This window comes from Vreelandella sulfidaeris, assembly GCF_042429665.1.
In the GTDB taxonomy this organism is placed as follows: Bacteria; Pseudomonadota; Gammaproteobacteria; order Pseudomonadales; family Halomonadaceae; genus Vreelandella.
This window is the reverse complement of sequence record NZ_JBHMAC010000003.1, coordinates 199981-225752: the sequence shown is the minus strand read 5'-3', so window position 1 is coordinate 225752 and position 25772 is coordinate 199981. Positions and strand designations below refer to the sequence as shown.

General features: G+C 55.7%; 26 protein-coding genes. 14 read left to right on the top strand and 12 right to left on the bottom strand.

From position 1 onward, the window contains the following. The first annotated feature begins 149 nt into the window (after positions 1-149). Positions 150-2411: a tRNA(Met) cytidine acetyltransferase TmcA gene (locus tag ACFFLD_RS02630; protein ID WP_386036226.1), complete on the top strand. Its 2262-nt coding sequence runs from the start codon at positions 150-152 to the stop codon at positions 2409-2411. A 147-nt stretch (positions 2412-2558) separates the two neighbouring features. Continuing rightward, on the top strand, positions 2559-4025 hold the full coding sequence (locus ACFFLD_RS02625) for an aminoacyl-histidine dipeptidase (protein WP_386036223.1): 1467 nt from the start codon (positions 2559-2561) through the stop codon (positions 4023-4025). A gap of 138 nt (positions 4026-4163) precedes the next feature. Here the strand turns inward: ACFFLD_RS02625 and ACFFLD_RS02620 are convergent, their stop codons facing one another. Both ACFFLD_RS02620 and ACFFLD_RS02615 read right to left on the bottom strand, forming a co-directional pair. After that, positions 4164-4640 (bottom strand): Dps family protein, encoded by a 477-nt coding sequence (locus ACFFLD_RS02620; protein ID WP_386036220.1) that lies wholly within the window; start codon positions 4638-4640, stop codon positions 4164-4166. Positions 4641-4869: 229 nt separating this feature from the next. Beyond that, positions 4870-6006, bottom strand: a complete 1137-nt coding sequence (locus ACFFLD_RS02615) for a glycerate kinase (protein ID WP_386036217.1) — start codon at positions 6004-6006, stop codon at positions 4870-4872. Between the two features lie 132 nt (positions 6007-6138). On the opposite strand from ACFFLD_RS02615, the gene ACFFLD_RS02610 reads away from it, so the two are divergent. From ACFFLD_RS02610 to ACFFLD_RS02595, 4 genes are all read left to right on the top strand, one after another. After that, positions 6139-6738, top strand: coding sequence for a hypothetical protein (locus tag ACFFLD_RS02610; protein ID WP_386036214.1), 600 nt, complete (start codon positions 6139-6141; stop codon positions 6736-6738). Beyond that, positions 6735-7097, top strand: coding sequence for a hypothetical protein (locus ACFFLD_RS02605; protein WP_386036211.1), 363 nt, complete (start codon positions 6735-6737; stop codon positions 7095-7097). The genes ACFFLD_RS02610 and ACFFLD_RS02605 overlap by 4 nt, the downstream gene beginning before the upstream one ends. Beyond that, complete coding sequence (locus tag ACFFLD_RS02600) at positions 7094-7753, top strand: DUF1007 family protein (protein ID WP_386036208.1); 660 nt, start codon at positions 7094-7096, stop codon at positions 7751-7753. Before ACFFLD_RS02605 ends, ACFFLD_RS02600 begins: the two co-directional genes overlap by 4 nt. A 153-nt stretch (positions 7754-7906) precedes the next feature. Continuing rightward, positions 7907-8941 carry a nickel/cobalt transporter gene (locus tag ACFFLD_RS02595; RefSeq protein ID WP_386036206.1) on the top strand — a complete coding sequence of 345 codons (1035 nt, stop codon included), beginning with the start codon at positions 7907-7909 and terminating at the stop codon, positions 8939-8941. Here ACFFLD_RS02595 and ACFFLD_RS02590 read toward each other — a convergent pair. Beyond that, entirely contained in the window at positions 8938-9366 is a 429-nt protein-coding gene (locus tag ACFFLD_RS02590; protein ID WP_386036203.1) for an HIT domain-containing protein, read from the bottom strand. The genes ACFFLD_RS02595 and ACFFLD_RS02590 overlap by 4 nt on opposite strands. 172 nt (positions 9367-9538) lie before the next feature. Here ACFFLD_RS02590 and ACFFLD_RS02585 point away from each other — a divergent pair, with 172 nt between their 5' ends. Both ACFFLD_RS02585 and ACFFLD_RS02580 read left to right on the top strand, forming a co-directional pair. Then, positions 9539-9670, top strand: a complete 132-nt coding sequence (locus ACFFLD_RS02585) for an entericidin A/B family lipoprotein (protein ID WP_386036200.1) — start codon at positions 9539-9541, stop codon at positions 9668-9670. A 166-nt stretch (positions 9671-9836) separates the two neighbouring features. Continuing rightward, positions 9837-10208 (top strand): I78 family peptidase inhibitor, encoded by a 372-nt coding sequence (locus tag ACFFLD_RS02580; RefSeq protein WP_386036197.1) that lies wholly within the window; start codon positions 9837-9839, stop codon positions 10206-10208. An 11-nt stretch (positions 10209-10219) separates the two neighbouring features. On the opposite strand, the gene ACFFLD_RS02575 is transcribed toward ACFFLD_RS02580, so the two are convergent. The 8 genes from ACFFLD_RS02575 to ACFFLD_RS02540 form a co-directional block, all read right to left on the bottom strand. Beyond that, a complete protein-coding gene (locus tag ACFFLD_RS02575) occupies positions 10220-10825 on the bottom strand; it encodes a LysE family translocator (RefSeq protein WP_386036194.1) in 606 nt (201 codons plus the stop codon). A gap of 69 nt (positions 10826-10894) precedes the next feature. Further along, positions 10895-11899 (bottom strand): ion transporter, encoded by a 1005-nt coding sequence (locus tag ACFFLD_RS02570; protein ID WP_386036191.1) that lies wholly within the window; start codon positions 11897-11899, stop codon positions 10895-10897. A 25-nt stretch (positions 11900-11924) separates the two neighbouring features. Beyond that, positions 11925-12455, bottom strand: a complete 531-nt coding sequence (locus ACFFLD_RS02565; protein ID WP_386036367.1) for an acyl-CoA thioesterase — start codon at positions 12453-12455, stop codon at positions 11925-11927. A 124-nt stretch (positions 12456-12579) separates the two neighbouring features. Further along, positions 12580-13890 carry a short-chain fatty acid transporter gene (locus ACFFLD_RS02560; protein WP_386036188.1) on the bottom strand — a complete coding sequence of 437 codons (1311 nt, stop codon included), beginning with the start codon at positions 13888-13890 and terminating at the stop codon, positions 12580-12582. A 134-nt stretch (positions 13891-14024) separates the two neighbouring features. Next, the gene (locus ACFFLD_RS02555; protein ID WP_386036185.1) at positions 14025-15314 is read right to left on the bottom strand and encodes an MATE family efflux transporter; all 1290 of its coding nucleotides are present in this window, start codon (positions 15312-15314) and stop codon (positions 14025-14027) included. A gap of 19 nt (positions 15315-15333) precedes the next feature. Then, entirely contained in the window at positions 15334-15582 is a 249-nt protein-coding gene (locus ACFFLD_RS02550) for a YfhL family 4Fe-4S dicluster ferredoxin (protein WP_386036182.1), read from the bottom strand. 79 nt (positions 15583-15661) lie between these two features. Further along, positions 15662-16156 carry a pantetheine-phosphate adenylyltransferase gene (gene coaD, locus ACFFLD_RS02545; protein ID WP_386036179.1) on the bottom strand — a complete coding sequence of 165 codons (495 nt, stop codon included), beginning with the start codon at positions 16154-16156 and terminating at the stop codon, positions 15662-15664. A gap of 2 nt (positions 16157-16158) precedes the next feature. Continuing rightward, positions 16159-18036: a beta-ketoacyl synthase gene (locus ACFFLD_RS02540; protein WP_386036364.1), complete on the bottom strand. Its 1878-nt coding sequence runs from the start codon at positions 18034-18036 to the stop codon at positions 16159-16161. A 209-nt stretch (positions 18037-18245) separates the two neighbouring features. Here ACFFLD_RS02540 and trmB point away from each other — a divergent pair, with 209 nt between their 5' ends. The 6 genes from trmB to ACFFLD_RS02510 are packed head-to-tail and all read left to right on the top strand — an operon-like array spanning position 18246 to position 25160. Further along, positions 18246-18911: a tRNA (guanine(46)-N(7))-methyltransferase TrmB gene (gene trmB, locus ACFFLD_RS02535; RefSeq protein WP_386036176.1), complete on the top strand. Its 666-nt coding sequence runs from the start codon at positions 18246-18248 to the stop codon at positions 18909-18911. Continuing rightward, entirely contained in the window at positions 18908-19237 is a 330-nt protein-coding gene (locus tag ACFFLD_RS02530) for a DMT family transporter (protein WP_386036173.1), read from the top strand. The genes trmB and ACFFLD_RS02530 overlap by 4 nt, the downstream gene beginning before the upstream one ends. 24 nt (positions 19238-19261) lie before the next feature. Further along, the gene (dacB, locus tag ACFFLD_RS02525; RefSeq protein WP_386036170.1) at positions 19262-20722 is read left to right on the top strand and encodes a D-alanyl-D-alanine carboxypeptidase/D-alanyl-D-alanine endopeptidase; all 1461 of its coding nucleotides are present in this window, start codon (positions 19262-19264) and stop codon (positions 20720-20722) included. A 34-nt stretch (positions 20723-20756) separates the two neighbouring features. Further along, on the top strand, positions 20757-21128 hold the full coding sequence (locus ACFFLD_RS02520) for a diacylglycerol kinase (RefSeq protein WP_386036167.1): 372 nt from the start codon (positions 20757-20759) through the stop codon (positions 21126-21128). Between the two features lie 59 nt (positions 21129-21187). Then, positions 21188-24211: a bifunctional [glutamate--ammonia ligase]-adenylyl-L-tyrosine phosphorylase/[glutamate--ammonia-ligase] adenylyltransferase gene (gene glnE / locus ACFFLD_RS02515; protein WP_386036164.1), complete on the top strand. Its 3024-nt coding sequence runs from the start codon at positions 21188-21190 to the stop codon at positions 24209-24211. Positions 24212-24266: 55 nt separating this feature from the next. After that, a complete protein-coding gene (locus tag ACFFLD_RS02510) occupies positions 24267-25160 on the top strand; it encodes an AEC family transporter (protein ID WP_386036161.1) in 894 nt (297 codons plus the stop codon). A 106-nt stretch (positions 25161-25266) separates the two neighbouring features. Here ACFFLD_RS02510 and ACFFLD_RS02505 read toward each other — a convergent pair whose 3' ends face one another. Further along, on the bottom strand, positions 25267-25626 hold the full coding sequence (locus ACFFLD_RS02505) for a hypothetical protein (protein ID WP_386036158.1): 360 nt from the start codon (positions 25624-25626) through the stop codon (positions 25267-25269). Positions 25627-25772: the final 146 nt, after the last annotated feature.

Sequence of the window (25772 nt, the reverse complement as noted above, 5' to 3'; positions counted from 1 at the left end):
AAAAGACTGGGGCAGCGGCAACTTGGCCTGAAAACGTTGAAAGGGGTTAAGTATTAAACCAAAGTTCTAAGTGGCGGGGCGCTCTATGGTCGCCCGGTAGGCGGAGAAAATGACGTTAAGGTAAATATTGGGCAGGAGTATACAACCACGTGTTAGCACACGGCGCACTAGAGAAATTACCGCACACACGGCTCGTGGCGGCGCTCGTTCACCACGCTCAGCGTCTATCCCTACGCCGCTGGCGCCAACTGGTATGGCTAAGTGGCGATGTGCAGCAGTGTCGCGGGGTGGCACAGGCGTTATGCCAAGCCCGCGCTTGGCAGGCTCCTTTGTGGGTAGGTAGTCGATCATGGGTAGACGATCAGGCCCGGGGTACCCAAACAAGCCCTGGTAACCAGACAAACGCCGTTAACCAACAAAGAGTCGACTTACCGCCGCTGCTGTCGCCACAAAAAGCGCGTTCGCGCCTGGGCGCGGAGCATCAACTCATCGTCCTAGATACGCATTATAGCGGGTTTGACCCGGACGCATTAGGAGCGCTGGCGGGCACGATCACGGCCGGTGGCTTGTTGGTGCTTATCACGCCACACCCGTGGGGCGATACACCTGACCCTGATTATGCCCGCTTTGCTGACTATCCCTGGCAATGGCCCGATCTCAGCACTCGCTATCTGGCGCGGTTAGCAAGGCAATTAGAAGCCTCTCCTCAGGTGGTGCGTTGGCACGTGGGTCACGCGCTGCATTTGCCTCGGCTGCCCGCGGCAAGCGCCAGTCATCAACAGCGAGATAGTCATCAATGCTTTGCCGGGGACAGCGCCTGTTTAACCGATGATCAGGCGCAGGCGGTCAGGCAACTGGTGGGCTTAAAACGCCGTCGACCGCTGGTGATAACCGCTGACCGTGGGCGCGGTAAAAGTGCTGCACTGGGGATCGCGTGTGCAAGGTTACTTACCCAGCAGCCTCGTCGGATCGTGCTTACCGCCCCCCGCCTCAGCGCGGTAGAGAGTGTCTTTGAACGGGTCATGGCGCTGTGTCCGCAAGGCCGTCGAGTGGCGCCCGGTCATATGGTGTTGGAGCAGGGCAGTGAGCTGTTGTTTTTAACCCCCGACGTGTTGACCGAGCAAGTCAATGCTCAGCAACAGGGTGGCAACGGGAGTTATTTATTGGTGGACGAGGCGGCGGCGATTCCTGCTGCACTGCTGGGGCAGTGGCTAAGTGCCTTTCCGCGCATTGCTTTTGCCACCACAGTACATGGCTACGAGGGCTCAGGGCGTGGGTTTGCGCTGCGCTTTCGTGCCACGCTCGACCGCCTGACGCCTGAATGGAAAACGTTGACCCTTGAGACCCCGATTCGTTGGCGCCAAGGCGACCCGCTGGAAAGCGTCGTTAACCAACTGCTGCTGTTAAAGGCAGCACTGCCGATTGCCCAGCATTCAGGGCATACAGTGGCAACGCCTCTGATTGATCGTGATTGGCTCGCCAAGCATGACCACGCGCTGGAAAAGCTGTTTGGGCTACTCGTGCAGTCGCACTACCGTACAACACCAAGCGACCTGCGCCAGTTACTCGATGGTCCCGATACAACGCTGCGTATCATCGAGCAGGCAGGCGAGCCACAGGCGGTGTTGGTGACGCGCGAAGAGGGAGGCTTTGACCACGAACTTGCCAACCATGTCGCCCGTGGCGAGCGACGACCACAGGGGCATCTGTTGGCGCAGTCGCTGGCGACCCATATGGGCAGCCGAGATGCGTTGACGGCGCGCTGGCGGCGTGTGGCGCGCATTGCCACGCACCCCGAGCGGCGACGCGAAGGGTTAGCTAAAACGCTGCTGCATAATGACATGGACGCTGCCACGCAGCAGGGCGTCGCGCTGTATGGGGCGGCCTTCGGCGCTGAGGCATCGCTATTACAGTTTTGGTTGGCGCTTGGATTTACCCCGGTACGCCTAGGACTTACCCGCGAGGCATCGACCGGTGAGTTTGCGGTCATGGTGGCACGCGCACTAACTGTCGAGGGTGAGCAGGTAGTGGCGGATCTCAGTCAGCGCTTTCAAGCGGGACTCCCCGGCCTGTTGGCGTTTGAGTTAAACACGTTACCTGCCGCGGTGTTGGTATTGCTGCTGGGCCAGTTGCCTCGCGTGCCGCTGAGCGGCCGCGAGTGGCAAGATATTGAAGATGTCGCGCGCGCCCATCGCGATCCCGTGCTTGCCCGTGCCGCTTTGCAAGCCTGGGTGCGGGAGGCCAGCCACTGCCCATTGAGCGAGGCGCAACAGCAGGCGCATCAACAGCTAGCTGCCTGGGCGTTCCAAAATAAAGCGCTGGCGACTACCCATGGAGACGCGGTTAGCGCTTTACGTCAGGCAGCGGTAACGCTGCTTGAACAGGTTAATATTGACGTAAAAGCGCGTTAAAAAGCGAAGGCCGCTCATAACGGGTTACAATGTGCTTACAAAAAAACATGCTTTCACTTCATGCATCCAGCCTGCTTGGTCTATTTAGCTTTTGCTAAATAACGCAGACCGGTAAAGTAGGTTCACTGCCATTAACGAAGAGTCACTATGAACGAACATCTTGAAGCGCTTACCCCCAGCCTGGTTTGGGGCCACTTTCGAACCCTTTGCAATACGCCTCGCCCCTCGGGTCACGAAGCGGCATTAGTCGCTATTCTGGAAGCATGGGCCGATGCCCAGGGCGTTGCTCACGACCGCGATAGCTTTGGTAATTTACGCCTGCGTAAACCGGCAACGCCCGGCTGTGAGCAGGCGCCCGGGGTGGTTCTTCAAGGTCATCTGGATATGGTGGCCCAGGCCAATAGCAGCCACCCCCATGATTTTACGCGTGACCCGATCAGTACCTATGTGGCTGATGGCTGGCTGCACGCTGAAGGCACCACCCTGGGCGCAGATAATGGCTTGGGTGTGGCCGCGATTCTTGCGGTACTAGAAGACCCTGAACTACGCCACGGCCCTTTGGAAGCCCTGTTTACCCTGGAAGAAGAGACGTCCATGGGGGGCGCGCTGAACCTGGCCGAGAACTGGCTGGAAGGCTCGCTACTGCTCAACCTGGACAGTGAGGACCGGGGAGAGGTCTACATTGGCTGTGCTGGCGGAGCCGATGTTGAGGTCGATGCCCAACTGCCAAGCGCCGCCGTGGGCGATCATGAGCGAATCATCAATATTGCGTTAACCGGCCTGAAGGGTGGTCACTCGGGCGTGGATATCCATTTGCCGTTGGGTAACGCTAACCGGCTGCTGGTTCGAGTGTTGCGCGCGCTGGAAGCGTTTGACGCGCGTCTTATCAGTTATGAGGGGGGAACCTTACGCAATGCCATTCCTCGTGAAGCCTTTGCCCAGGTGGCGCTGCCCAGTGATGAAGTAGAGGCCGCCATGGTCGCTATTGCTGGGTTGGAAACTATTCTGTTGAGAGAATTAGGCAGCGGTGATAGCGGCCTTGCCATCAGCGCACAACGTGTCGATGCGGCCCCTGAGGACGAACCATTAACGCTGGATGCCAGCGCGATGTTGCTGGCTGCTCTGCACGCAGCGCCTTGTGGGGTCGAGCGCATGAGTGCGGATGTGCCGGGGGTGGTAGAAACCTCCAATAACCTTGGCGTCTTGAGTCTGAAGCAGGGCCGACTACACATTTGTGCGCTGGTGCGTTCACTGCACGACAGTGCGGTTACGGCCATGGCGGATCGCTTTCAGGCGCTGTTTGGGTTGATTGGTGCGCGTGTCAAAGTCGAAAATGGCTATCCAGGCTGGGCGCCCAATCCCAATGGCGAGCTGCTGGCGACGTTCAAGGCGCGCCACGCAGCCCTGCTGGGCAGCGAGCCAGACGTAAAAGTGATTCACGCGGGGCTTGAGTGCGGTATTTTAGGCAGCAAATACCCGCATCTGGATATGATCTCGTTTGGTCCGCTGATTCGCGGCGCCCACTCTCCCAATGAACGGGTGGAACTTGCCTCGGTTGAGGAATTCTGGCTGATGCTGCGCGCCTTGATAGAGGATCTTGCCGACCAGCGCTAGGCCTTGCTTGTGCTGCTCTCGCTGGTAGTGAGAAGCGCATAAAAAAACGGCACCTGAACGGTGCCGTTTTTGTTGCCTTGGCGTGTATCGCCATGGCGTCTGTTTGCAAACATTGCAGAGCGCGCTTATTTGCTTAACTTATTTACTTAAATAGGCGTTGAGCATCCAGACGGTTTTTTCCTGTTCGCGGATGTAATCGCCCGCTTGAGACGCGGTGCCTTCATCGTCGGCGTCAGAAGCAAGTGCCAGCAGTTCGCGCTGCAGTTCAATGATGGTTTGGTAACCCGTCAGCACGCCTTTGACGCAGGTGCTGCCATCGTGAACGTCTTTATCTTCCTGAATGCGGGAAAGCGTTACGTAGTCGCTGTAGGCGTGTACCGGCTTGTGGCCCAGGGTCAGGATGCGCTCGGCAACCTCGTCCACTTTGGTCAACAAATCGGTGTAAAACTCTTCAAATTTGGCGTGCAGTTCAAAAAAATCGCTGCCGCGTACATTCCAGTGGTAACCACGCACGTTCATGTAGAAAATTTGGTAGTTGGCCAGCAGGTGGTTGAGCTTTTCGGCGAGTTGACTTGCGCTACCTTCGTGTAGGCCAATGCTATTGGTATCAGTCATATCCTGCTCCCTAGTGAGGCCGCCATCAGCGGCGATAAATGCATCTTTCAAGCTTAAGAGGTCGGTGGGGCTGTGCAAAACAAGTTTTTTGCATCGCCACCATAGCTCAACAACATTAAGCGAGCTCAACCACATCAAACTCAACGACATCAAACGGATGTCTGCTTGTGGCTAGTAAATAGATGCTGGCGCTCATTGCCTTTTTCAAGGTCAGGTGAGCAAATGTCCGTTATCCACGCGCGGCTAACCATAGCCGCAGCAAGCTATCACAGCGTGCTTCCAGAAGTTCGGCGGTGCGTGGTAGTGCTTCGGCTAAGCTCATGGGGCCATCGGCCAGGGCGATCGCGGTGGTAACGCCTTCGTTAAAACAGGCTTGCCAGCCATCGCCCAAACCACCCGCCAGCACTATGACGGGCTTATTGAAGCGTTGGGCTGCACGGGAAACCCCAATAGGCGTTTTACCCGCCAGGCTTTGACCATCTAAACGGCCCTCGCCGGTGATCACTAGATCAGCACTAGCCAGCAGGGTCTCCATATCGGCCTGCTGTATAATCATTTCAATGCCAGGTTTTAAGGTGGCGTTTAAAAACGCCTTGGCGGCAAATCCCATGCCCCCTGCAGCCCCCGCTCCCGGCAACTCTCGATAGTCATGGCCAAGCGCCTGGGCGCTGATATCGGCAAAGTGACCAAGGGCACGGTCCAGCTGTTCAACCTCTGCAGGTGATGCTCCTTTTTGCGGGCCAAAAATGGCGCTGGCACCGCGTGGGCCAAGCAGTGGGTTGTCCACATCAACGGCGGCCTCAACCGTCAGTGAGGCCAAGCGAGGGTCCAGAGCCGCTAGTTCTAGCCGGCTGAGTTGGCTCAGCGCCGCACCGCCGGGGGCAAGTGAATTACCGTGTTGATCCAGCAAGCGTGCACCTAGCGCTTGAAGCATACCCGCGCCGCCGTCATTAGTGGCGCTACCGCCCAGCAACAGCAGAACTTTTTCAGCCCCTTCATCGAGCGCCGCCAGCAGCAGTTCGCCGACCCCAAACGTTGAGGTATGCAGGGCATTGCGCTCATCGGATGCAAGATGCTGTAACCCGCTGGCTTCTGCCAGCTCAATAAACGCGGTACGCTGGCTGCTAAGCCAGCCCCAGGAGGCTTGTCTTGGCCGCCCTAGCGCGTCTTGAACGTTGATCTGGCGCTGTCCGGCACCCGTTGAGGCGATCAATGCCGCTAAACTGCCTTCGCCGCCATCTGCTAAAGGGCACGTGATAACGTGCGCCGATGGGGCGGCGCTAAGAACGCCGCACGCCATCGCCGCCGCGGCGTCTTGGGCGCTGAGCGCATCTTTAAAGCTGTCCGGGCAAAGCAAAACATTCATCAGCACGATCTCCACAACTTGGTGTTTTTACTTGCGTGTCTTCAATACGTTGCTATTAGATATGATCACCTTGGGGAGCTTAGCCCGCTAGCCCGCCGCAAACCAGCGACTTGGTCCGTTAGAGGAACTAACATGAAATCGATACCGATAAGCCTAACTTGCCTGCTGGCGCTTGCTGGCTGTCAAACGGTTCCTGATCGCCTGCCGCAAGCGGAACCCGCCCCCGCCGCGGCGTGCTACTTTGCTATCGTTACTCCGTCCAGCAATGCCACTGCCAGTTCGCTCCGGTCTCCCGCCATTAGTGCTGAAGCCGCGTTGGACGAAAGCGTAAAAGTGCTCACCGAATGGGATTTTTCGCTGGATTCGACCGATACCGAGTTGGGGCTGATCAGCGCTAGCCGTGAGCGAACACTGCCCGGTTACTACAATCTTTATGAAGACGACTATGCGCCTGGAATGCGTCTGTTCGGCGGCTTTGGTGTCGGGCGGGGTGGGTTCGGTATCGGCGTTGGGGGAATGGGGTTTCGGGGCGGGATAGGTCAGCCTCCCCTGGAAGTGGAGCGAGTATCGGTACTCATAAACAACACTCACGTGCGCCTTTCCCGTGATGTTCGCCGCTTCGATCAGTGGGGCGATATGCGCGAATCCTACAGCGCCAGTAACGATGATTTCTGTCAGCGTTTTCAAACGCAATTTATGCAGGCTGTGTCTGCGACAAGGGGGGCGTTATGAATAGTTATCGCTGGCTTTTAATCGGACTGTTAGGGATTGTCGGGACAGGATGCGCCACTTCAGCGCCCTTGGAGCCTCGTGAGCTGGTGTACACCACTCCATCAGACGAAACCTTTCGCGAAGCCGTTGATTTAATGGTCGAGCAGGGCTACGTGGTTCGCCATGCGGATCTTTCGCTAGGGCGTGCCGAGGCGGCGCTTGCTCGCTGGCCGGGATATCGAGTGCAGCTACAGGTGAGCGAGGAAGGCAGCGGTAGTCGTGTGCGCGTGTCAGCCTTACGCGGAAACCAGCCGCTGCCCCCCTATTTATTAGACCCATGGCTGGTTGCCTTGCAGCATAAGTTAGGAGTGGCCCCATGAGGAAAGGGATTACCCCAGTCATGCTGGTACTCGGCGTGATGAGTTTTCTGGCGAGCTCAGTCGCTCAGGCTCATCCGCATGGTTGGATTGACCTGAGTGTACGTATCATCACCGACGATGAGGGGCGGGTGAGCGGCTTACACCAAACGTGGCAGATGGATCCTTTCTACAGTCTGGTCGTGTTTGAGGAGCTTCAACAAATGGGGGAGGTAAGTCTTGAGGAAGGACTGGATCAATTGGGAACAGAGATACGCGATAATCTGACCGGACAACACTATTTGTCCAACGTGACCATTGATGACGAGCCCCAGGCATTCGGAGAGGTCAGCGAATATACCCTGATGGAGCACGGTGGGCGGTTAACCTTTATGTTTATTCTGCCGCTTGAAACGCCAACACCGCTGGCGGGTTCTCTACTAGCGTATCAAGTGTTCGACCCCACTTATTACATTGAAGTCGTCCACCAGGCGGAAAACAATCAGCCTCGCGAGGATGCGCTGATACTTAACGGCCTTCCTTCATGCGAGCTCGCTATCCTGCCCGCTGATCCTGACCCTGACGTGGTGATGAAAGCCGCCATGTTAGATGTCGATGAGAGCGGAGAGCCGGGCTTAGGTCGTTTTTTTGCTGAAACTGGCCGGGTTGATTGCCGCTAAAAAGGGGCGCTGAGTGATGGCCGAGGATCTGCTTCAGACACGCTGTTAAAACGCCATGGTAAAATTGATATGTTATGTCGTTACCATTTTGATGGTCAGTAATGTTGATTGATAAACACGTTTTTAGAGTTATTTTCGCTACGGAGCAGTGTGATGTCTTTACCGCGACCGATAATACGTTACTCGGGGCTAATGCTGGGTCTACTACTAGCGGTGGGGGTGCTGCTCATCGTTTGGCAAGGCGGATTTCAGAGCGTGAGCTATCAACTGCTCGGTTGGCAGCGTGATTTACATCGCTCGCTGACGCTGGCGATTAGCGAGCTGTCTCAGGCTCCCTCGATGGCAACATGGGTGAGCTTATTGAGTATCAGCTTTGCCTATGGCGTGTTCCATGCGGCAGGGCCTGGGCATGGTAAAGCCGTATTGGCGACGTATTTAACTACCCACGGCGGCGCGGTAAAGCGTGCCCTGGGGCTCTCGTTTGCTGCTTCACTATTACAAGGTGTCTCAGCCATCGCCTTGATTGTTGTGTTGGTTTATGGCCTTGGTTGGATTACCCGGCAAGCCATGGGCAGTGTGGCTTGGGTGGAGCAGGCAAGCTTTATTTTGGTGGCCGCGTTAGGAGCCTGGCTGTGTTGGCGGGCGGTTAAACAGCTGCGGCGTGCTTATCGGCCTGCCGATCAAGTTCAAGCGCCCATGGCTGAGCATGCCGATCATCAACAGCATCACCACCATGATCATGACCATCACCACGATCATTGCTGCGGTGGGGCGCATCATATTGAGCCTCAGCAGGCGCTAGATTGGCGCACGGCAATGATAACCGTGGGGGCCATTGGCATGCGCCCCTGCAGTGGCGCGGTGTTAATGCTGGGTGCGGCCAGCCTGCTGGGTCAGTTTGAGGTTGGCGTACTATCGGTAGTGGCAATGTCGTTTGGCACCGGTCTCACCGTTTCTGCTCTAGCGATGGCAAGTATCTTTGCTCGTGGTTGGGCACAGCGTCGCCTATCCCGACAGCACTATAGCCCGCGCCATGTACAAAAAGCGGCTGGCTGGCTGGCGTTAACGGGTGGGGCGCTGATCATTGCGCTGGGCATCTCGCTGAGCATTGCGGGCGCTACTCAACCTGCTAGCGGGCCGCTATTGATTCAGCCCAATGCTCAGCCCAGTCATCCACTGACGGGTTAATGATTGGCGACGTTGAGCCCATCAGTTAGCGCTAGCAAGCGATCGCGTAATTGCGCTTGTTCTTCCAGTGAATAAGGCTCGGGCGTGCCGTTGCCCCACACCGGCGCTGGCCAGCAGGCATCAGCGTGTCGACGTAACACCACATGGACATGCAGTTGACTGACCACATTGCCTAACGTGGCAATATTGACTTTGTCGCCCGCTAGCGCCGTTTTCATCGCCTCCCCTAGATGGCTGGCTTCATGCCATAGCGTTTGCTGATCAGCGGTCGAGAGTTCAAACACTTCGCTAATAGCGGCGACTCGCGGTACTAGAATGACCCATGGGTAACGCGCGTCATTCATTAGCAGCACGCGGCAAAGGGGAAGGTCGGTAACGGGGAACGTGTCAGCGGCAAGACGTTCATCTAGCTCGAAATTGATCAAAGACGTAGCTCCAGACAACAGGTTGGATAATTGTTAGCATAGCAGCGGTAAACAGGCGTAGGGAAAGCAAGCGCAATTGCTAAAACGCTGTTACCCTTAAAAAACTCCCAAGCGACAATGTTGATTGTCAGTGGAGTTTACGATATCGAACAACTCGTTATGGAGAACGGAAATGAAAAAATTATTGGCCATGAGCTTTATGCTGCTAATGACCGCTGGCGTTTTAGCTGGCTGCAACACTATCGCTGGCGCTGGCCAGGATGTGGAAGAAGGCGGTCAAGCCGTTCAAGATGCAGCAAACTAAGTAATACCGCATAAGCCAAAAGTGGTAACCAACGGGTTGGGCATTTGTCCAGCCCGTTGACGTTTTATACCTGGTTGTTAGAGGGTAAGCCTCGTAACCTTGCTCGATTTTTTAACCCGGATTTTCCACTTCCGGTTTTCAATTACCCATTGTTGGAGATTCAAGGATGAAGTCTAGTATGACGCTGGCTAAGCTCTCCCTGACCACTGTTGGCACGATGATGCTGACGGCTTGTGTTAGCGCCCAGATGCCGATGTCCCCGGCGACCGACGACGTGGACGCGGCGCCACCGCCGCCCAATGTCGAGGCAAATAATCCCCGCGCAGAGGGAGCCGTCGAGTGTGATATCGCCGCGATTCAGTATGCCGTAGGCGAGTCATTTGAGGAGACGAGTGAGGCCAAGCTGCAGCGCGAAAGCGACGCACGTCACGTCCGTGTGCTGCACCCTGGCGATGTCGCCACCATGGATTACCGTTCGGATCGTTTGAACATTCATCTAAACGATCAAGAGGTTATTGAAGAGCTGCGCTGCGGCTAACGACAGCGGCCCTAGCGTAAAATCAGCACGACACAGGCGGCGGTTAATATTCCCATGGTGACATTGAATGCCCTCCATGCGCCGTCGCTTTTGATCCACTGACCAATCGCGGTGCCAAAGGCTGCCCACAGCACGGCACACGGCAGCGCTACCAGCTCCGCAAAGCTCGCCAGTATCAGTGCGTTGACGACCGGCTGACCGCTTTCGGGAAGAAAGCCCGCCATCAGGGCAAGTCCCATTACCCATGCTTTAGGGTTGGCAAACTGGAATGCGGCGGCCTGCCAAAACGATAACGGGACGCTATGTTGATGGGCGTTTAGATTGGGCGGTGGGGCACTGGCAATTTTCCAGGCTAAATAGAGTAAATAGGCGCTACCTATCCAGCGCAGCGCGGTTTGAATGGGCGGATAGCGTTCAAACAGGACACCTAAGCCCAGGGCGATGCCGGCAAATAGTAAAAAGCAGCCGCCGAGGATCCCCCACATGTGCGGAAGCGTGCGCTTAAAACCAAAATTCGCGCCGGAAGCCGTGAGCATCACATTGTTCGGCCCCGGCGTCAGCGTCATCGACAGCATATAAAGCGCGGCAGGGCCAAGGATTAACCATTCTTCGTTCATTTAACGGATCCTGTCACATGGAAAGTCAGTGTTGTAGAACGTTTCGGGCGTACGGTTTGGGTGCCAGTGCTAATCATAGCGATCTTTCCAGCGTTGACGTTGAATATGCTCCTTGAGCATTTCGAGCGTGTCGTATAGCACTTGTTCAGTGACGCGATTGCTGCCTTCGTCCACTGTGAGCCAGGTGTCAAAACCACTATCCGCGGTGCGCTCAACCAATCGTTTAAACTCATCTGAATGAATGCCCAGCAATAGCTCATCCACCAGACGCTGGGCAACACCGCTAAGCGATGCCTCCATCGCACTGGTCGCCTGCTGGCCCATGGGCAGGCGGTTGAAACGTTGAATCTCAGGGCTTTCTCGCAAGGTCCGGGTGACCAGGTCACTAATTGCCGCCATGATGGCTTGTCGGTTGTTTTGATAGGCGTTGCCGACGGTGCCCTCCAGGCGCTGTGCGATTTCCTGAATCAGTTGGGCTTTGCGGGGCATGATCACTCGATCGATGACCTGTTGGGTAAGTGAGTCAGTAGCGCCTACCTGTTGCTGTACATTACCCAACAGTTTCAAGGCAATACGGTCGGAAAGCTCTTCAAGCAAGATGTCGTAATACTTGGCAAAAAACTGAAAGGTATCCCAGTGTCTAACATTAATGATGCCTAGGCGCTGCAGCCGGTGAAGCAGCGATACGACACGTAAAATACGCAGTAGGCGGAAGCCTGCCAGGGGAATACAGCCCAGCACGTCATACCAGTGCACGAAAGGGTAAAAGAACCAGCGGTGGTAGCGTCGCTCGGCAATCGCGATTGACCAGCCCAGCAGTACATCGGCAATAAAAAAGCTGACAAACACCAAGTCGATGGTGATAAAGCGGCTATGGATCGTGTCAGCGTAAAAGGCGTGAAAACCAGGCGCGATGCTTTCGATGCCCTGGCTTATAGGGCCGATTATAAAGAGTGAATCAAACAGCAGTAACCCGAGATTTATTACCACGAGTACTAAAATGAAAAAATCCCAACCAATATGGGCGTATTCGACCGCTTTCGGCAGGTGCGGGTGGCGTTCCCTGGCGAGCATACGGACTCCTTGTCGTTGGGTGACGTTAGGCGAGTGGCTGGGCCTGATGCTGTTGCTGGGTCAGCAACTCCTCTCTTTCCGCCTGTTTACGGAGCTTTTTTCGCAGTGCCGCTTTTTCAAAACGTAGCTTCTGCAGCGGCGTTACCAAATTCAGCGGAGGCACGCTGGCTGGCTTACCGTCCTCATCCACCGCGACCATGGTGAGGTAACAGCTATTGGTATGGCGGATCAGTTTATTGCGAATATCTTCGGCCACGACCTTAATGCCAATTTCCATTGATGAGCGTCCCACATGGTTGACGCTGGCTAAGAAAGTGACCAGTTCACCCACATGAATCGGTTGTTTAAACAACACCTGATCCACCGATAGGGTCACTACATAGTGACCGGAATAGCGGCTGGCGCAAGCAAAAGCAACTTCATCAAGCTTTTTCAAAATAGCGCCGCCATGTACCTTCCCACTGAAATTCGCCATGTCGGGCGTCATTAGTACGGTCATGGAAAGTTCATGCTGTCCAGGAAGGGCGGCATTCGTGCTGAGGTCGTGGTTGGACATAGGGGGGCTGGAGATAGGGGGGCTGGACATAGGAGGGCTCTCTATTGAATGACTTACCGCCGCTCAGTGGCTTGGTCGAAGTCGATGAAGACGCTGAGCGACGGAGTAAAGTAACGGCTGGAGGCTAGAGCCACACTAAACCAACGGAGATGATAACACCGGTAATCACTAGCTGAATCAGGCAGAAGCCCATAATGTCCTTCGCCTTCAGACCGGCAATGGCGAGCACCGGCAGTGCCCAAAAAGGCTGTAGCAGATTCGTCCAGGCATCGCCCCAGGCTACGGCCATGGCGATGCGTGGAATATCGGCGCCCAGTGCTTGTGCTGCGGGTAGCATTACTGGCGCCTGCACCGCCCACTGCCCACCACCGGAGGGAACGAAGAGATTCACAATCCCAGCGCTGAGGAATGACCAGAAAGGCAGCGTCGTTGCGGTCGCAAACGACACTAGCCATTCAGACATGCTTTCTGCCAGCCCTGACTGAACCATTATCGCCATAATGCCAGCGTAAAAAGGGAACTGAATAACAATACCCGCGCCGCCTTTGATCGCTTCGTTAAGGCTATTAAGCAGATTGCGGGGCGTGCGGTGCAGCACAATGGCCAGGAATAGAAACATGAAGTTGACGACGTTAAGGTTTAAACCGCCGCTGCGTAGCAAAAAGTGATCAAGTAAAAACAGCAGCCCCGGCACACCTACCAACAGTGACAGGGTTAAACTGTTCTCAAGCCGCTCTGCAGGACGGTTAGCGCGACCCACCGGCTCAGGTTCATCGTTGAGCATATTCTGATCGACATAGACGCTATCCTGCTCATCCGGCAGCATCAGGCGATTGACCAGTGGGATGGAAATAAACAGACAGACCACAATGGCAAGGTTGAAGAATGCAAAAATGGTCGAGCCGGTGCTTATTACGCCGATTTGGTCGGCGGTAAAGTGGCCCTCTGTGGCGATGGTGAGCGGTATCGAACCGGCCAACCCTCCATGCCATACCACAAAGCCCGAGTAGGCACTGGCGACTAACAGGCGATAGTCAACGCGAATTAGGCGGGCCAGTTCTTTCGCGAATAACGCCCCGACCACCAGCCCAAAGCCCCAGTTGATCCAACTGGCGGCCAGCGACACCAACGTGACCAGAATAATGGCGCCGCCGGGTGTTTTGGCAGTGCCGGCTATCTTTTGCAGAATACGCTTAACAGGCGGTGAGCTTGCCAGCATAAAGCCCGTTACCAGTACCAGCAGCATCTGCATGGAGAAGGTCAACAATCCCCAGAAGCCGTCGCCCCAAAAACGTAGCACCGCCAGCGGGGTTTGACGCTCAATGGCGATGGCGGCGACCGAGGCGATTAAGGTCAGCAATAATACGAAAATATAAGGGTCGGGTAGATAGCGCTCCACCAGCTTGACCGCTGGTTTTGAGATCATTTTAAGCATGGGATGCTCTCTTTATTCATTATTAGGACGTGGCTCATCAAGTGCCTGGTTAATATACGGGGGAGAGCGATGTTTTTCACGTGAAAGCTGGCCGCTTTGGCGATGTGCCGTAGGCACTGTTTAGCTGGTTGGCGTTAACGCCACCGAGTATGCCGGTAGTGCCGGTAGTAGTAGATTAAAACCGCCGAACGAACTAGCGTAAACAGCATAAAGGCAAGCCATAGGCCATGATTGCCTAACCCTTGGCTGAGCCACCACACCGGTAAGTAGACAGCAAGACCAATAAAAATACTGTTGCGCATTTCACGCACGGCAGTGGTGCCAATAAAGACCCCATCCAGCAGGTAGCTCCATACCGCGATCAGCGGCATAGCGACCATCCATGGCAGGTAGTGCGCTGCGGTCGCGCGCACGTTTTCAAGGCCCGTCAGCAGTGCGATAAGCGCGTTGCCGCCGAAGGCGAACACGACGGTGGCAGCAAGTGCGGTCCATAGTGAAAAACGCATGGCGGCGCGCACGGTGTCAGCAAACTCGTGCCAGTCTTTGCGCCCATAGGCGCGTCCGACCAGGGACTCGGCGGCGTGGGCGAAGCCATCAAGCGCGTAGCTGGTGAGCATAATGAACTGCAACAATACGGCGTTGGCAGCTAATACCGTATCGCCCTGGCGGGCACCCTGTGAGGTAAAGAACGCCATGGCGAAAAGCAGACCGAGCGTACGTACAAACAGATTGGCATTAACGTTAAGCAAAGCGGCATAGGCCGGTAGCGCCAACAGGCGCTCGCGCAAGAAGCGACCATCCAGCTTAGCCACTTGGCGCACTACCAATGCGCTGCCAAAGGCCAGTGCGCTGTAGTCAGCGATCACGCTGGCCCAGGCCACTCCATTACTGGTCATTTCCAGGGCCACCACAAACCATACGTCCAAAACGATGTTAACGCTGTTGGTCAGCAGCAAAATCATCAGCGTCACACGGGCGTTCTGTTGGCCTAGAAACCAGCCTAGAATGGCGTAGTTGGCAAGCACGGCAGGCGCCGACCAAATACGTATATGGGCGTACTCCCAAGCGATATCGGTCGCCACGTCGCTACCCTCTAACAGCCATAAGCCTAGCGAAATCAGCGGCGAGGCAAACACAATCAGCAACGTGCCAATCACTACTGCCATGATCAGCGATTGCCCCAGCAGGTTGCGCACGTCACTGTCGCTATCGCGCCCCATGGCTTGGGCCACCAGACCGGTGGTACCCATACGTAAAAAGCCAAACCCCCAGTAGAGGAAGCTAAATAATGTAGCGCCCAGGGTAACGCCGGCTAGAAAGCGGGAGTCGGGAAGATGCCCGACCACCGCGGTATCGACCAGTCCAAGCAGCGGGACGGTGATATTGGAGAGAATGATTGGCCAGGCAAGGGCCCATATCCGCACGTGATGGCTGTCTAAACGTTTAAGCGGCAGTTATAAGGCGGTATTTCGTCATTAGTTGCTCTTGGCTTTCGTGGCGTTCAGGGTCAAGCGGGATACAGTCCACTGGGCAGACTTGCTGGCACTGGGGTTCATCATAGTGGCCAACGCACTCGGTGCATAAATTGGGATCGATGACATAGATTTCCTCACCGGGAGAAATGGCATCATTGGGGCATTCGGGCTCGCAGACGTCGCAGTTAATGCATTCGTCAGTAATCATCAGGGCCATGGGCATACCTCGCGTATAGCAGTCGCACTCAGGTTATTGTAACTCAATACCTGAGTGTTTTACTCAACAATGGCGTTGGCTAGCTAGTGTAGTGGTTATGCAGGGCTTCGGCGACCTGTGGATGCACCAGTGGCGAAATATCGCCGCCCAGCTTGGCGATTTCACGCACGATGGTGGATGAAATGTACGAATTTTCGACCGCTGGGGTTAAAAATACACTTTCCAGTTCGGGGTTCTGGGCACGGTTCATATTAGCCAACTGCAGCTCATACTCAAAGTCGGATACCGCTCGTAAACCGCGCAGAATGATCGTCGCGCCCTGCTCATGCATCATCGTGGTGAGCAGGGAGGAAAAGCCAATCACCTTAACGTTGGAGAGTGGCGCGCACACCGTTTTGACCAGGTTTATACGTGTTTCCAGGTCAAGCTGGGGGCTTTTACCAGGGCTTGCCGCGATGGCAATCACCACGCTGTCGAACATGCGCGCGCCGCGCTCGATCAGGTCGAAATGACCATTGGTGATGGGGTCGAAGGTACCGGGATAGACCGCAATATTCACTTTGCCGTTATCCATGATTACGTCTCCTCATCCAGTCGGCCAAACGGATTATCGCTCGTTAACGAGACGGCATGGTCATAGCCGGGGATATGAATCCGATCGCTATGAATATCAAGCTCCGGACCTTCAAGCACCGCTTCCCCAAACTGATAGCGTGGCGCGTAGTGGCCACGGTCTGCCTGAGTGAGATAGGCCGCAGCTGCTTGACGGGTGGCTTCACGACGCTCTTTCCAGGCATTGATTGCCACTTCGCCGTGGCGTTGGGTCAACAGGCGCTCGGTAACCGCCGGTGACAGCACCACACCGGTCGCATTGTTACCGCCAAAGCCTTTGGCGTTAATAAAGGCAGCGTCCGCATGGAAGGTTTGGGCCGTTTGCGAAAAACGTAACCGCTCGGCATGCACATCGTCAGCCACCGCATCCAGGGTCGGGATACCCGGTAATAATCCGTGAGCGAAACTGCCTAGCGCGCTTGCCAATTGATCGCCTGCCGCCGAGCCTTGGGAATGACCAATAAACGCCTTGATCGCTACCACCGGCCAGTCGGTGATGCCATTGGCGCGGGCAATCTCATCAAATACATGCGATTCGGTAATGCGGTTTTTGGGGGTGCTGGTGCCATGAGCGTGTAAAAAAGTGCGCTCTTTGAGGGCTTTCTCACCCAACATATCACGTACCAGGGCGGCAGCTTTGCCCAGGGTAATGTAGTTGCCAATTCCCGGCGCTGAAATCGATCGCTTATAGCCGTCGGCATTAACAAACACGTCAGGTACTGAACCGAGAATGTCTGCGCCCACTTCAAGCGCCAGGGCATCATCCATCAGCAGCACAAACTGACTGGCTTCGGCCATGGTAAAACCGCAGTTACGCGCAAAGGGACGACATGCGCGCTGGTAGTCGCTATCGGTTAATAGCTCCAGGGCATCCAGCGCCTTTAAGCCTGCATCATCGGCTAGGGCTCCCATTGCCCGGAAACCTTCGATAATTTCTGGGGTGATCGGCGCATCGGCGGTGCCTACCATCACTACCCGGCGGCGCCCTGCGCGGATGTCATCAATGCCTAACCGCAGGTTGTAAAGGAAACTGGCACAGGCACCTAATGCGGCGCCGGTACCGCCGACACTGCCCAGCACGTAGGCATTCAGGAAGTCGGCAGGCATTTGCCCGTAGCCCAGCGGCATCTGCTTGGACGTGGCCCGCTGGCCACTCACCAAGCTTTTTAGCAAGCCACCCCAGCCCTGGTCGTCTAACTGACCGATCGAATTACCGGCGTACACGGCGACATGATCAGGATTCAACTGTTGACGCAATGTCTCCCAGTGAAGGCCGCTGGCGCCGAGGCAGTCACTAGCACCAAAGATGGCCAATGACAGACCGCGCGGGTGGTGCACGCTGCGGTAAAGGCTGGCAGGGTCGAAGCCGCTGGGTAGCTGCGCCGCCGCACGTACTTTGGGCACCTGCGCATCAGGCAGTAATACCTCTAGTGCACTGGCGGGAACGCTGACTTCTACCTCGTGGGCATCGATATGACGCACCTGCCAGTTCGCCGGCAGGTTTTCCGGCAGCTGGCGACGGCGCAGCGTAAAGCGCATCGGCTCGGCAAGTTGCAGGCTGGCCTGTCGGTTAGCCGGTAGGCCAGGCTCAAGAAAACGGGCGTCTTCATTGCGCCGGATCAGCGTATGATTGAGTACTTGATCACGCAGCGACTGAGCTGGGTCGTCTATGGATTGGCCTGCACTGTCGTGCCAGCCATTTTCTGAATGCTCTACTAAACGCATAAGCGCCGCTAAGCCTTCCAGTGTCTGGCGTTGCTGGTCAGCAGAGAGGGCATCAAGCACAGTGCGGCGGAAGGCCTGATGGCCAGAAGTTCTGCCAGCAGGGTTGATGCCGCCCATGCCGACAATCACCGGTAAGTGTGACAAGCCGGGTTCCTCGTGATGCGGTGGTGGTAATGACAATTATTGGCAATGTTCAACGTCAGCGAGACACCAAACAATGCGCTTATATAGGTACGTAAAGCGTGATCATAGCACTGGCCACGCAACGGCGTCATGCCGCAAGCGTTAGAGACTGATAGAATCACGCTTTTCAGCCGAGAGATGGCATGCAGCATAATTCTCGTCCCGTGATATCTAACCAGCCTGGGCCGCACCACGATTTAGCACGCCGGGTAGACCGTGCGCTTACGCACCCGTTGAGAAAGCCGATCGCTGCGCACACTCAGGACAGCTTTGCTCACGCAGCCGAGTGGTACGAAGACCGACAAGCGCCTCTGATCCTTGATTCAGGCTGTGGAGTAGGGTTATCAACCCGCCATCTTGCGAACCGTTTTCCGACCCATAGCATCATTGGCATTGACCGTAGTGAGGATCGCCTGGGGCGTGAGCATGGCGAGCTGCCTGCCAATGCGCTGCTAGTGAGAGCCGATCTTGTCGACTTTTGGCGCTTAGCCTATCAGGCAGGCTGGGCACCTGAGCGTCACTACCTGCTGTATCCAAACCCGTATCCCAAGTCAGGCCACTTAAAAATGCGTTGGCATGGTCATGCTATTTTCCCCACACTGTTGGCGCTTGGAGGCCACCTTGAGCTGCGCTCAAACTGGTCACTCTATGTTGAAGAGTTCGCCTTGGCGGTGGCTCAGGTGACGGGCAGGCAAGCCGCGGTGACTGAGTGGACACCCAAAGAGGATTATTTAACGCCGTTTGAAGCGAAGTATGCGCAAAGTGGTCAGGCGCTATGGCGGTTATGCGTTGATTTGGAGCGGACATGACGTTTGTCTATTTAATTCTGGCCATTGTGGCTGAAGTCGTGGCTACCAGTGCCTTAAAAGCGTCCTTGGGATTTACGCGACCCCTGCCAAGCGTGTTGGTAGTCGTGGGTTATGGGACTGCTTTTTACTTGCTTAGCCTAGTGTTGCGCACGTTGCCGGTAGGCGTGGCGTATGCCATCTGGGCGGGCTTGGGGATCGTGCTCGTTACCCTGGTAGGTATTGTTGTCTTCGGTGAAAAGCCTGATTTAGCGGCGGTAGTGGGCATTAGCCTGATAGTGGCGGGCGTGGTGACGCTGCAAGTGTTTTCTAATATGAATGTGCATTGAGGTAGCGTAATGGGTTCTTTGTGTATGTCTGGCCTTAAGTGGCGCCGTGCGCTGGTCGCTGGCGTTGCGTCGCTGGCGTTGTGTGCCAGCACTAGCCTGATGGCTGATTTTAATCGGTTGAGCCAGCTAGAGAATAAAGGCTTTTCAATTAGTGCCGAAGCGCGCTTGCTGGATGCCGACTCAGGAGCGCCAACGCTGTTAGGCAGCGTGAATCCTGAACGTCAACTATCGCCTGCCTCGGTCACCAAAGCATATCTATCCGCGGCGGCGTTGACGCGGTTTGGTCCCCAGCATCGCTTTACGAGCCAGTTGGTTAGCACCGGCAGTATTGAGAATGGCGTACTGCGAGGCGACCTGGTATTTGAGGGTGGCGGTGACCCAGGGTTGACCACTGAAAATTTGTGGCGCTTGGTACAACGGTTGTATTTAGCCGGGGTGCGCGAGGTCGAAGGTGCGTTGGTGGTTAGCCAATGGCGTTTTGGACCGGTTGAGTGTATTACCACTGACCGCTGCGATGCGCTAACGCGGGTAGCCAACGCCTACAGCGCGCCGCTTTCGTCAGCCGGCGTTAACTTCGGCAGCTGGTGCGTCAATGTAGCACCCGGTGTTAACAGTGGTGAACCTGCCCGGGTGGGGTTGTGCGATAGCCAAACGTCGTTGATCACCATCGACAATCAAGTAGTGACGCGGCCCGCCAATAGCGGCACTGAGATTAGCGCTGAACGTATCACCGACGAGCGTGGCGATGTCATGCGGCTGACAGGGCAAATATCCACCAATGCCAGCGCCCGCGACGTCTACCGCGGCGCGGGTGATGCCGCTGAAAAAACGGCTCAGGTGCTGACTGGGATGCTCACCCAGGCGGGGATTTTCATGCGTGATCCCTGGCGGGTCAGCTCGTCCCAGCCGCCCAGCACCGCGAAGCGTCTGGCCGCCGTGGACAGCCAGCCTCTTCAAGAGCTGGTGCTGCGTATCATGAACTACTCCAATAACTATATGGCCGATGTGCTGGCGCTGAACCTGGTAGAGGGTCCTCAGGTGCAACTACACCAAGCAGGGCAAGCTATTGAAAATTACGCTCAGGGGATACCGGGACATGGCCCGTTAACGCTTTATAGTGGCAGCGGGTTAACCACTGAAAACCGTACCTCGGCCCACGGTGTTAACGTGATGCTGGAGAGCATGTTTCGTCAAAGCGCGCTCTTCCCAAGCTATGTCGCCGCCTTTCAGTCACCCGCCAATGGCGTCATGCGTTTTATTCGTCGCGGCTCTACTACGTTTCAAAACAATGTCATGTTAAAAACCGGTACGCTTAACCAGCCGTTTGCCGTACGCGCCGCGGCGGGCTATTTCCGTACCGCGCAAGGACGCTGGGGCGTGTTCACTGTGTTGGTTAACGGCAACGGAAGTACGCCTTACTTAAGCTGGTCTGAGGTGCTGGATCCTTTGTCACTGGATCTGGATGCGATGATATTGGCGAATTGATTCCACTCTACGCTCACAAGGTGAGGCAACGTGCATGAAACCTGGGCATACCGGTTTAACACATTTGATCCACTCCACGCGTTATTCATGGAAAGGCCTAAAAGCGGCGTTTAGAAATGAGGCGGCTTTCCGCCAGGAAGTGGGGATTACAGCGGTCATGCTGCCACTTGCCTGGTGGATTGGCGAGGGGCCTGTCAGTTGGCTATTGCTAGTCAGTAGCTTGTTTTTTGTGCTTATAGTAGAGCTACTGAACAGCGCCATTGAAAACGTCGTTGACCGGATTGGCACCGAGCATCACGTGTTGTCTGGGCGGGCGAAAGATATTGGGTCTGCCGCGGTGATGCTGTCACTGATTATGGCTGGGCTAACGTGGGGATTGTTGGGTTGGGAAAAATTCTTTAGCTAAGGCGTTCGTTAACGCCGAGGCTATTAACAGCGTTTAATACGCTTGGCTGCGAGGTGGTTATGCAAGTGAACGACGATTTTTTACCGTTGTCGACGCTGCCGGCGTCGTTGAAAATAGCGGCGCAGTCCGCCTGGCAGCGCTTGAGCGAGGCCCTTTCCCAAGCCGACAATATTGCTGAAATGACCCAGCAAGAACTGCCCTCTAGCCCTTGGCAGACACTTTCTGAGTCACGCAGGGAAGCCCTGGCCAGGGTGCTGGCTATTTCGACCTTTGCGCTGGACACCCTGGCCCGCTACCCCCACTGGCTGACTGAACTGGATATTAGCGGTGAGTTGGATGCCAGCCCAGGGCGGGAGGAGCTGGCCAATGAGCTGCAGGAAGCACTCGGGAAAGCCGATGACGAAGAGGCCATGCAGCGGTCGATACGCCGGTTTCGCCGCAAGCGTATGTTGGGGGTGATCTGGCGCGACCTTAATCGTGTTTCCAGCTATACCATGTGGGATACCGCAACGGCGGTATCCCAGCTTGCCGAGCTATGCCTGGACGCCGCGCTAACCTGGCTTGAGCAATTTTATGCGCCTCGCTGGGGATTGCCTGCCCCTCGTAGCGATGGCTCCCCCCAGCGTCTGGTCATCTTGGGAATGGGAAAACTGGGCGCACGCGAACTGAATCTCTCCTCGGATATCGATTTGATTTTCGCGTTTCCGGAAAAGGGCGATACGCAGGGGGGGCGCAAGCCGCTGGCGCACCAGGAATACTTTACCAAGCTCGGGCAGAAGCTGATTGCCGCCCTTGATGCCATGACCGCCGACGGCTTCGCTTTTCGCGTCGATATGCGCCTGCGTCCGTTGGGCGACGGTGGCCCGCTGGTGGGCAGTTTTGCCATGTTATCCAGCTACTATCAGGATCAAGGCCGCGAGTGGGAGCGTTACGCGATGCTGAAAGCACGCCCGGTGGCGGGCGATGTTGACGCAGGCGACGAACTGCTGGCCAGCCTGCGTCCTTTTGTGTATCGAAAATACCTCGACTTTGGCGCTATCGAGTCGTTGCGTGAGCTAAAAGCGATGATCAATCGCGAAGTGAAGCGCAAGGGGATGCACGATAATATCAAGCTTGGCCCGGGTGGCATCCGTGAGGTTGAGTTCGTGGTGCAAGCATTTCAGTTGATTCGCGGCGGACGTGATACGGAACTGCAGGTGACCTCGCTAAAAACAGCCCTCCAACGCTTACCCGAATTAGGTCTGTTGCCCCAAGCCGTCGTCGATGAATTACTGCCGGATTACGCGTTTTTACGCGATATTGAACACGCCCTGCAGGCGCTTGAAGATCGCCAGACGCAAACCTTGCCCAGCGATGACAGCGATCGCGAGCGGATCGCCTTTGCCATGGGGCATGAAGGCTGGCCGGGGTTGATCGCCCAGCTTGATGAAGTTCGCGAACGAGTACGCCAGCACTTTGATGCTGTCATTGCGGACCCCGAAGAGGATGTCGAGGAAGCCAACGATGATAGCCAGCTTGGCTTGGCACAGTGGCGACTCATCTGGCGTGGCGAATTAGAGGCGGAGGAGGCCACCGCACACCTGACCGAAGCTGGTTTTAACGCGCCGGAAAAAGCCTTGAAACGACTGCAAGGTCTGTACCATTCACGCCAGGTGCAAAGTATGCAGCGGATTGGCTTTGAACGCTTGGATGCCTTAATGCCGTTACTCCTTGACGCCGTAGCCGACAACGACGCGCCCGATACGGCGCTGGTAAGGGTGCAGCCGCTGATTGAAGCAGTGCTGCGGCGTACGGCTTACCTTGCTCTGCTGCGTGAAAACCCCCAGGCGCTGGAACACCTGATGCGGCTGTGCACGGCCAGCCCATGGATTGCAGAACAGCTATCGCGCTACCCGATTCTACTTGATGAACTGCTGACGCCGGAAACGCTCTACACGCCGGCCGATAAAGCACGGCTGGCTGATGAGCTACGCCAAACGTTGAACCGCCTGCCAGAAGATGACGAGGAGGCGCAGCTAGAGGCACTGCGCGTTTTCAAGCACGCGCAAACCCTGCACGTCGCGGCGTCCGATATCGCAGGTACACGACATCTGATGAAAGTAAGTGATTACTTAACCTTTATCGCTGAGGTGATCCTCGACGCCGTGTTGGCGATGGCGTGGAAACATATTACCCGCAAGCATGGCGTTCCTGAGGGGCTAGACCCCAGTGAAGCGGCTTTTTTGATTATTGGCTATGGCAAGCTTGGTGGCATCGAGTTGGGCTATAGCTCAGATCTAGACTTGGTGTTCCTGCACGATAGTGATGGCCTGGGCTCGACGGATGGGCCTCGCCCCATTGATACACCGGTGTTTTTTACCCGTCTGGGTCAGCGCATTATCCATCTGCTGACCGCCGTGACCCCTACCGGTTCGCTTTATGAAGTCGATATGCGTCTGCGCCCATCGGGTAATTCGGGGCTATTGGTCACCTCCCTTAAAGCCTTTGCGGACTACCAGCATCATCATGCCTGGACATGGGAGCATCAGGCATTGGTGCGAGCTCGGGTAGTGGCAGGCAGCCCCAGCTTGGCGGATTCATTCAGCCAACTTCGTGGCGAGATATTGGCTAATCAGCGGGACAATGCCGAGCTACGAGAAGAGGTCGTCAAGATGCGCCAGAAAATGCGCGACCATTTGGGCTCAAAGACGCCGAGCGATACGTTTAACATCAAACACGATGCGGGCGGTATGGTCGATATCGAGTTTCTCTGCCAATACGCGGTGTTAGCACTTGCTCACCAAACCCCTGCGCTACTGACCTATAGCGATAACATTCGAATTTTAGAGAGTTTGACAGAGAGTGGGCACTTACCCGCGCAAGAGGCTGAGCGCCTGAGAGAGGCTTATTTAGCCTATCGTAGCGCTACCCATCGGGCCGCGCTAACCGGTGAAAAAGCGCTTGGCGATGGTGAGGTTTTCCGTGAACACCGCGAAACCGTCATTGCGCTTTGGCAACGCTTTCTTGAGCCATCAGCCGATGCTAACTCAGCCACTCATAACAACTCAGCCACTCATGATAACGCTGACACTAATAACAACTAAGTAGACGTTACCAGGAAGCAGCGATGCAGCGATGGAGTAGGGCGAGGTGGCCCGCATGATAGGACACATTTTGGCCACGTTATTGCCGGTGTTTTTAATCGCGGGCTGCGGCGCTGCCTACGGTCGCTATCGAACGCCGGATATCCGCAGCCTCAATACGCTCAATATGGAGCTATTCGTTCCGCTATTGGTGTTCGCCGTGCTGGCTGACCGCCAGGCACCGTTAGCCGACTATGCGTGGCTTGCGACGGCTGCCGTCGCAGTAGTGCTGGGCTCGGGGATTTTGCTTTGGCCATTGGCTAAGTGGTTAAGGCTAGACATCAAAACCTTTCTGCCTCCCATGATGTTCAATAATGCTGGCAACATGGGAGTGCCTTTGCTGGTGCTGGCTTTCGGTCCAGAAGCACTGCCTGCAGCGATCGTGGTATTCATGGTCGAAATGCTGCTGCACTTTTCAGTCGGGCTTTATATGCTCAATCCACGCACCTCGCTGTGGCGAATAGTGCGTATGCCGATTGTCTTGGCGAGCTTGGCGGGGTTAATGGTCAATATCAGCGGGCTACCGCTGCCGGGCTGGCTGCTCGAAGCCATGCATATGTTGGGGGGCGTGTGTATTCCATTGATGCTGTTCGCGTTAGGGGTACGGCTACTGGAGATCGACTTTAGCGATTGGCGCACGGGATTGCTGGGCGCTGTGCTATGCCCCCTTTCCGGACTAGTGATTGCATTGCCGCTGTTGTGGCTGTTGCCCATCAATGCCTTGCAAATGGCGGTATTGCTGGTGTTTGCCGCGTTGCCGCCAGCGGTGTTGAATTATTTAGTGGCAGAACAGTACCAGCTTGCACCGCATAAAGTGGCGTCGCTGGTACTGATTGGTAATCTGGGTAGTCTGGTGGTAATGCCGCTCACCTTGGCGGCGGCATTTACTTGGATATACGCGCCTGGCTAATCTAAAAACTGATCTAATAACTTAATCGGTGAGGTCATCTGGAAACTAATCGAAACAGCCACTTACTCCCCCATCATATAGAGCTAAGGCCGAGCGTGGGGCTCTGTTAACGCTTTTCTTTTACTTCATAACTACCTTCTAAAGCGTCCTGATGAGCCGGACGACTGTGTGTCGATGCATGTGGAGATGCATAACCACCGCCGATATCCTGCGCCTGTTGAGCACGCATCTGTTCCATGCGCTTTTTCATTTTGTGCCGCATAAACGGCATCATTGCCCAGCCAATCAATAAGAAAAACAGTCCCAATACGACGCCAACAATCATTAACGCACCAAAAGCCAGCCAAGTAAAAAGCAGTTTTAAACTACCTGCCAGACCGGTGGGCTGGGTTTGTGCTGCACGTGCGCGCCATTGGTTAGCCGCTTGCCATGCTGCGTTGCGTTGGTCGCGATTCATCTGTGGCATAAAAGCCTCCATGGGTTATTCGCACTTATTGGAACATAGTTGCGCTAGCAAGTTCACTGCTTGCCGCTACTTAGAAAGCATCGCCACTGCCATCCACCTTTAATCGGTATATGATGGGGTTTGTGCCAATCATGTGTACCCATAAA

Bases quoted from the DNA above. Each gene is read 5' to 3' on its own strand.
- ACFFLD_RS02610 (WP_386036214.1), top strand. From the start codon at position 6,139: ATGAAATCGATACCGATAAGCCTAACTTGCCTGCTGGCGCTTGCTGGC.
- ACFFLD_RS02580 (WP_386036197.1), top strand. From the start codon at position 9,837: ATGAAGTCTAGTATGACGCTGGCTAAGCTCTCCCTGACCACTGTTGGC.
- ACFFLD_RS02520 (WP_386036167.1), top strand. From the start codon at position 20,757: ATGAAACCTGGGCATACCGGTTTAACACATTTGATCCACTCCACGCGT.
- trmB (WP_386036176.1), top strand. From the start codon at position 18,246: ATGCAGCATAATTCTCGTCCCGTGATATCTAACCAGCCTGGGCCGCAC.
- ACFFLD_RS02605 (WP_386036211.1), top strand. From the start codon at position 6,735: ATGAATAGTTATCGCTGGCTTTTAATCGGACTGTTAGGGATTGTCGGG.
- ACFFLD_RS02530 (WP_386036173.1), top strand. From the start codon at position 18,908: ATGACGTTTGTCTATTTAATTCTGGCCATTGTGGCTGAAGTCGTGGCT.
- ACFFLD_RS02600 (WP_386036208.1), top strand. From the start codon at position 7,094: ATGAGGAAAGGGATTACCCCAGTCATGCTGGTACTCGGCGTGATGAGT.
- ACFFLD_RS02505 (WP_386036158.1), bottom strand. From the start codon at position 25,626: ATGCCACAGATGAATCGCGACCAACGCAACGCAGCATGGCAAGCGGCT.
- ACFFLD_RS02570 (WP_386036191.1), bottom strand. From the start codon at position 11,899: ATGCTCGCCAGGGAACGCCACCCGCACCTGCCGAAAGCGGTCGAATAC.
- ACFFLD_RS02595 (WP_386036206.1), top strand. From the start codon at position 7,907: ATGTCTTTACCGCGACCGATAATACGTTACTCGGGGCTAATGCTGGGT.
- ACFFLD_RS02615 (WP_386036217.1), bottom strand. From the start codon at position 6,006: ATGAATGTTTTGCTTTGCCCGGACAGCTTTAAAGATGCGCTCAGCGCC.
- ACFFLD_RS02540 (WP_386036364.1), bottom strand. From the start codon at position 18,036: ATGGGCGGCATCAACCCTGCTGGCAGAACTTCTGGCCATCAGGCCTTC.
- ACFFLD_RS02565 (WP_386036367.1), bottom strand. From the start codon at position 12,455: ATGTCCAACCACGACCTCAGCACGAATGCCGCCCTTCCTGGACAGCAT.
- ACFFLD_RS02585 (WP_386036200.1), top strand. From the start codon at position 9,539: ATGAAAAAATTATTGGCCATGAGCTTTATGCTGCTAATGACCGCTGGC.
- ACFFLD_RS02550 (WP_386036182.1), bottom strand. From the start codon at position 15,582: ATGGCCCTGATGATTACTGACGAATGCATTAACTGCGACGTCTGCGAG.
- ACFFLD_RS02625 (WP_386036223.1), top strand. From the start codon at position 2,559: ATGAACGAACATCTTGAAGCGCTTACCCCCAGCCTGGTTTGGGGCCAC.
- glnE (WP_386036164.1), top strand. From the start codon at position 21,188: ATGCAAGTGAACGACGATTTTTTACCGTTGTCGACGCTGCCGGCGTCG.
- ACFFLD_RS02575 (WP_386036194.1), bottom strand. From the start codon at position 10,825: ATGAACGAAGAATGGTTAATCCTTGGCCCTGCCGCGCTTTATATGCTG.
- ACFFLD_RS02560 (WP_386036188.1), bottom strand. From the start codon at position 13,890: ATGCTTAAAATGATCTCAAAACCAGCGGTCAAGCTGGTGGAGCGCTAT.
- ACFFLD_RS02620 (WP_386036220.1), bottom strand. From the start codon at position 4,640: ATGACTGATACCAATAGCATTGGCCTACACGAAGGTAGCGCAAGTCAA.
- ACFFLD_RS02510 (WP_386036161.1), top strand. From the start codon at position 24,267: ATGATAGGACACATTTTGGCCACGTTATTGCCGGTGTTTTTAATCGCG.
- dacB (WP_386036170.1), top strand. From the start codon at position 19,262: ATGTCTGGCCTTAAGTGGCGCCGTGCGCTGGTCGCTGGCGTTGCGTCG.
- coaD (WP_386036179.1), bottom strand. From the start codon at position 16,156: ATGGATAACGGCAAAGTGAATATTGCGGTCTATCCCGGTACCTTCGAC.